Annotated in this window: 5 protein-coding genes and 1 pseudogene; 4 read left to right on the top strand and 2 right to left on the bottom strand. The window is 60.8% G+C overall.

Annotated features, from left to right (window positions below; all coding sequences use genetic code 11):
* Positions 1-194: 194 nt before the first annotated feature.
* Positions 195-725: pseudogene (locus tag ACLP9N_RS23605) on the bottom strand (LuxR family transcriptional regulator); the annotation flags it as partial.
* Between the two features lie 79 nt (positions 726-804).
* Here ACLP9N_RS23605 and ACLP9N_RS23600 point away from each other — a divergent pair.
* The 4 genes from ACLP9N_RS23600 (at position 805) to ACLP9N_RS23585 (ending at position 3,284) form a co-directional block, all read left to right on the top strand.
* A complete protein-coding gene (locus ACLP9N_RS23600; protein WP_442402385.1) occupies positions 805-1,587 on the top strand; it encodes a hypothetical protein in 783 nt (260 codons plus the stop codon).
* A gap of 362 nt (positions 1,588-1,949) precedes the next feature.
* Positions 1,950-2,099 (top strand): hypothetical protein, encoded by a 150-nt coding sequence (locus ACLP9N_RS23595; protein ID WP_442402384.1) that lies wholly within the window; start codon positions 1,950-1,952, stop codon positions 2,097-2,099.
* Positions 2,100-2,159: 60 nt separating this feature from the next.
* Positions 2,160-3,020, top strand: coding sequence for a cyclopropane mycolic acid synthase family methyltransferase (locus tag ACLP9N_RS23590; protein ID WP_442409657.1), 861 nt, complete (start codon positions 2,160-2,162; stop codon positions 3,018-3,020).
* A gap of 108 nt (positions 3,021-3,128) precedes the next feature.
* Entirely contained in the window at positions 3,129-3,284 is a 156-nt protein-coding gene (locus tag ACLP9N_RS23585; protein WP_442409656.1) for a hypothetical protein, read from the top strand.
* Positions 3,285-3,449: 165 nt separating this feature from the next.
* On the opposite strand, the gene ACLP9N_RS23580 is transcribed toward ACLP9N_RS23585, so the two are convergent.
* Positions 3,450-3,803: a class I SAM-dependent methyltransferase gene (locus ACLP9N_RS23580; RefSeq protein WP_442409658.1), complete on the bottom strand. Its 354-nt coding sequence runs from the start codon at positions 3,801-3,803 to the stop codon at positions 3,450-3,452.
* Positions 3,804-3,843: the final 40 nt, after the last annotated feature.

The following is a 3,843-nucleotide window of genomic DNA, read 5'->3' as shown; positions in this document are numbered from 1 at the left end:
GGCACCCGGCCCTTCGCCTTCACAGCAGCCCGAACGACGCCAGATGACCCACCAACCGTGAGGTCGCATAAGTCAGCGTGGGCGCTCACGGCACTCCTCACAGCACACCACGCACTCAGGCCAGGTCTTCAACGCCGACAACCACCGGCGACAATGCCCCACGCACACCACATGACTTGACACGACCTACAGCCAGCTAGGCGGGTTTTGCCCACGCCGCCAGCGCCGGTCAACGTCACAAACCGGTTCTCAGCGAGGATGTCGCGCACGTCGACCATTTCCGCATCGCGCCCGACGAAGCTCGTCAGCTGAACCGGAAGATGTTGGGCGACAACGGCTCCGCGCATCCGAAGGGGAGGAAACTCGTTGCACAGGTCGGGATGGCAGAGCTGCACCACGCGTTCCGGACGGGGTAGATCGCGCAGCCCATGAGTGCCTAGCTCGGTCAGCCATGCGTCATCGGGGAGCGTGTCGGCAACCAGATCGCTGGTGGTGCCCGAAAGGACCGTCTGGCCGCCATGCGCGAGCTCGCGGAGTCGCGCGGTCCGGTTGATGGCCGGCCCGACATAGTTGTTCTCGTCACGCAATTGCACCTCGCCGGTATGCACCCCGATCCGCAGTCGCAACGGCACCAGAGGCGCCCGCTGCAGCGCAAGCGCGCAGGCCACCGCATCGGAGGCTCGGCTGAACGCGATGACGAAGCTGTCGCCTTCGCCCTGCTCGACCCGAACCGAGTACCGGCGTGCCTGCAAGAAGAACGAGTCGGCACCACAACTTGAGGTCGAGGCGGCGTACTGGATCCCGGTGGTCGCCGACAGCCTCGACAAAGTTGCTCAACGCGCCTTCGGGGACCGCTTTACCGACTGGACACGCCACCTCGACCAGCTCGTGCACCGCATCGACAATGGATCGTTCCTGGCGATGCTGCCGTTGCTCGTCTCGGGATTGCTGTGGCGCCTGCCACGGCCGCCGAAGGTTCACTGGCCCACCCTGCGCTGGGCATTCACCTACTTCGTCGGGGACCTAGTCGCCTATCAAGACGCCGAAGACACCGACGGCAACTACCACGCCATCCATCGATGCATCGATGATGCCCTGGCCAAACTGGCCGAACGCGCTCCAGAGGCACCGCTGTGCGTAATCGCCCACAGCCTGGGAACCGTGATCGCGTCCGATCACTTCTACGACCTGCAGCACGCCGAACCTGACTTTCCGACTGCCCTGCAACGCGGCGAGACCCTGACGTTCCTCTACACCCTGGGCAGCCCGATCGCACTGTGGATGGTCCGCTACCCGAGCTTCGACAAGCCCATAGGTCTGCCCGGACGCGATCACGAGAGTCCCGAGACCCGAGGCGCCGCCGAGTGGGTCAACTTCTACGACCCCGACGACATTGTCGCCTATCCCCTGAAAGCACTGAACGAACAATATCGGCGGGCGGTCGATCGTGACCAGGTCGTGCGTGTCGGGCCGCCGATACTTGGTCGCACCCCCGTCTCCCACGTCGCGTACCTCAACTCACCGCGAATCATCCGGCCCATCGCCGAACGCCTCGCCTGCCTCGTCACGAAGATCCCGCGGCCGTAGAGACCCGCCACTGAGTAGCTTCTACCCAGCCACCGTCAGCTCCGGCAAATCCTAGGCCGTGATGTAGCTGGCGGCGTTGCGGCACTGGGCCATCCGATCTCTCCGAAACTGAAGATCGCTGACCGCGGGGCTTTTGCAAGCGAGCACCAGTTTCGGCCAGCCTGAGCCGGCCGTCGTACGCGGCGAGCATGGCCCTATCCGGCCAGCAGTCGCAACTCGCTGTCGATGGTCTCCTTGTCGCGCAGTCGATGTGGCAATCGACATCGTCGATGAGGCGCATCCATTCGCCAGCCTCTTGCCTATCAAAACAACTTGACGCTTATGGGGCACTGTCTGCCGCATTGGCTGTCATCCTTAGTTTCATGGCCGAAACCAAACACGTCGTCTTGATTCACGGCTCCTGGGGCCGTGAGTTGCCTTGTCTCCGTTGGCCTTTCACCGCCGCCGAACCCCTACCCGACGACCTCGCCGAAGCCCTCGCCAAGATCAACTCACCCACCAGTGCGCACTAGCTGGATAAAAGTCAGGTACGATGCTCGCGATCGACAACGTGAGAGGTATCGGCTAAGAAAATGACCGACCTGAGGCCATATTACGAAGAGTCGCAGTCTATCTACGATGTTTCCGACGAGTTTTTCGCATTATTTCTAGACCCAACGATGGGCTACACCTGCGCATACTTCGAGCATGATGACATGACCCTCGAGGAGGCGCAAAACGCGAAGTTTGACTTGGCGCTGGGAAAGCTGAACCTCGAGCCTGGGATGACGTTGCTGGACATTGGCTGCGGCTGGGGCGGAGCGCTGCAGCGAGCAATCGAGAAGTTCGACGTCAACGTCATCGGTATTGCGCTGAGTTGCAATCAGGTCGAGTACAGCAAGGCCAAACTGTCCGCGATCCCCACCGACCGCAACGTCGAGGTACGGCTGCAGGGCTGGGAGGAGTTCGAGGACAAGGTCGACCGGATCGTCACCATCGGCGCCTTCGAAGCGTTCAAGATGGAGCGTTATGCCGCGTTCTTCGATCGCGCCTACAACATCCTCCCCGACGATGGCCGGACGTTGCTGCACACAATTTTGGCCCATAGCCAGAAACAGATGCACGAGCGCGGCATCAAGCTGACAATGAGCGATATCCGATTCACGCGTTTCCTAGCTACTGAAATTTTCCCGGGCGGACAGTTGCCGGCGCAGGAAGATATTTTCAAGTTTGCCCAGGACGCCGGGTTTTCAGTGGAAAAGGTGCAGTTACTGCAGGAGCATTACGTGCAGACGCTGAACATCTGGGCAGCCAATCTGCGCGTTAATCGCGAACGTGCCATCGCCATCCAGTCCGAAGAGGTCTACGACCGCTACATGCATTATCTGACCGGGTGTGAGAACTTCTTCCGCAACGGCGTCAGCAATGTGGGGCAGTTCACTCTGACCAAATAGGCGACAGGCGGTTAGCGTCGGCACAAGGTCACACGAGGTCAACCGCCCGGCGGTTCTGTTAGGCCGCAACGTCGATCCTTACGGGGTCGCTAAAGACATCCCCCAAATGTGGGTAAACCCGTGGGCACCGATCCCGATTTCATACACACCCTCACTCACACCGCCAGCGACGACGGACAAATCGTCTCCACCGAGGGAACACTCGCCATCCACGAGGTGTTTGGCCTTAACGCGGAGTGGCCCCAAGTCGACGAGCCTGGATAGTGAATTGGGCGACGGATCTGGCGCGTTCATTGCGCGATCCAGGTCAGCGGCAGGCTGGCCAGCTTCTCTATCGCGCTTCATACACTGCCACCACAGCCAGTGCCGCTAAAGCGAGTACGAAGAACCAAACCCGCCTTGAGCGTATCCAGCAACGTCACGCGTCGGTTACTTCTCCAGCGTGTACTGGGCGCAATCGAGGTAGCCGTCGTGGAACGCCTTCGCACCTCCACTCAGATATCTGTCATAGCGGTTGTAGACTTCTTCACCCTGTAGCGCGATGGCCTCATCCTTATGTGCCTTCAGCGCCGCCGACCACATATCCAAGGTCTTGCAATAGTGTGATTGCAGCTGCTGGATGCGGGTGCAGGTGTAGCCGACCTTAGCGGCATGGTCTGGCACCATATCGAGTGTTGGGAGCCGACAGCCGGGGAAGAGAGGTTGTCCCGGGTCTCGTGGAAGTTGAGGTGGCGGTCCCCCGCTTGATTCCTGCCGTGTGGTAGGTGTCGGGCGTTCCGCCAAAGAACACCAACAGCAAGGGGACCGCCGTGAAGAAGAGTAG

It is taken from the genome of Mycobacterium sp., assembly GCF_052144515.1.
In the GTDB taxonomy this organism is placed as follows: domain Bacteria; phylum Actinomycetota; class Actinomycetes; order Mycobacteriales; family Mycobacteriaceae; genus Mycobacterium.
The sequence above is the reverse complement of the archived record's forward strand: the minus strand, read 5'-3'. Positions and strand labels throughout refer to the sequence as shown.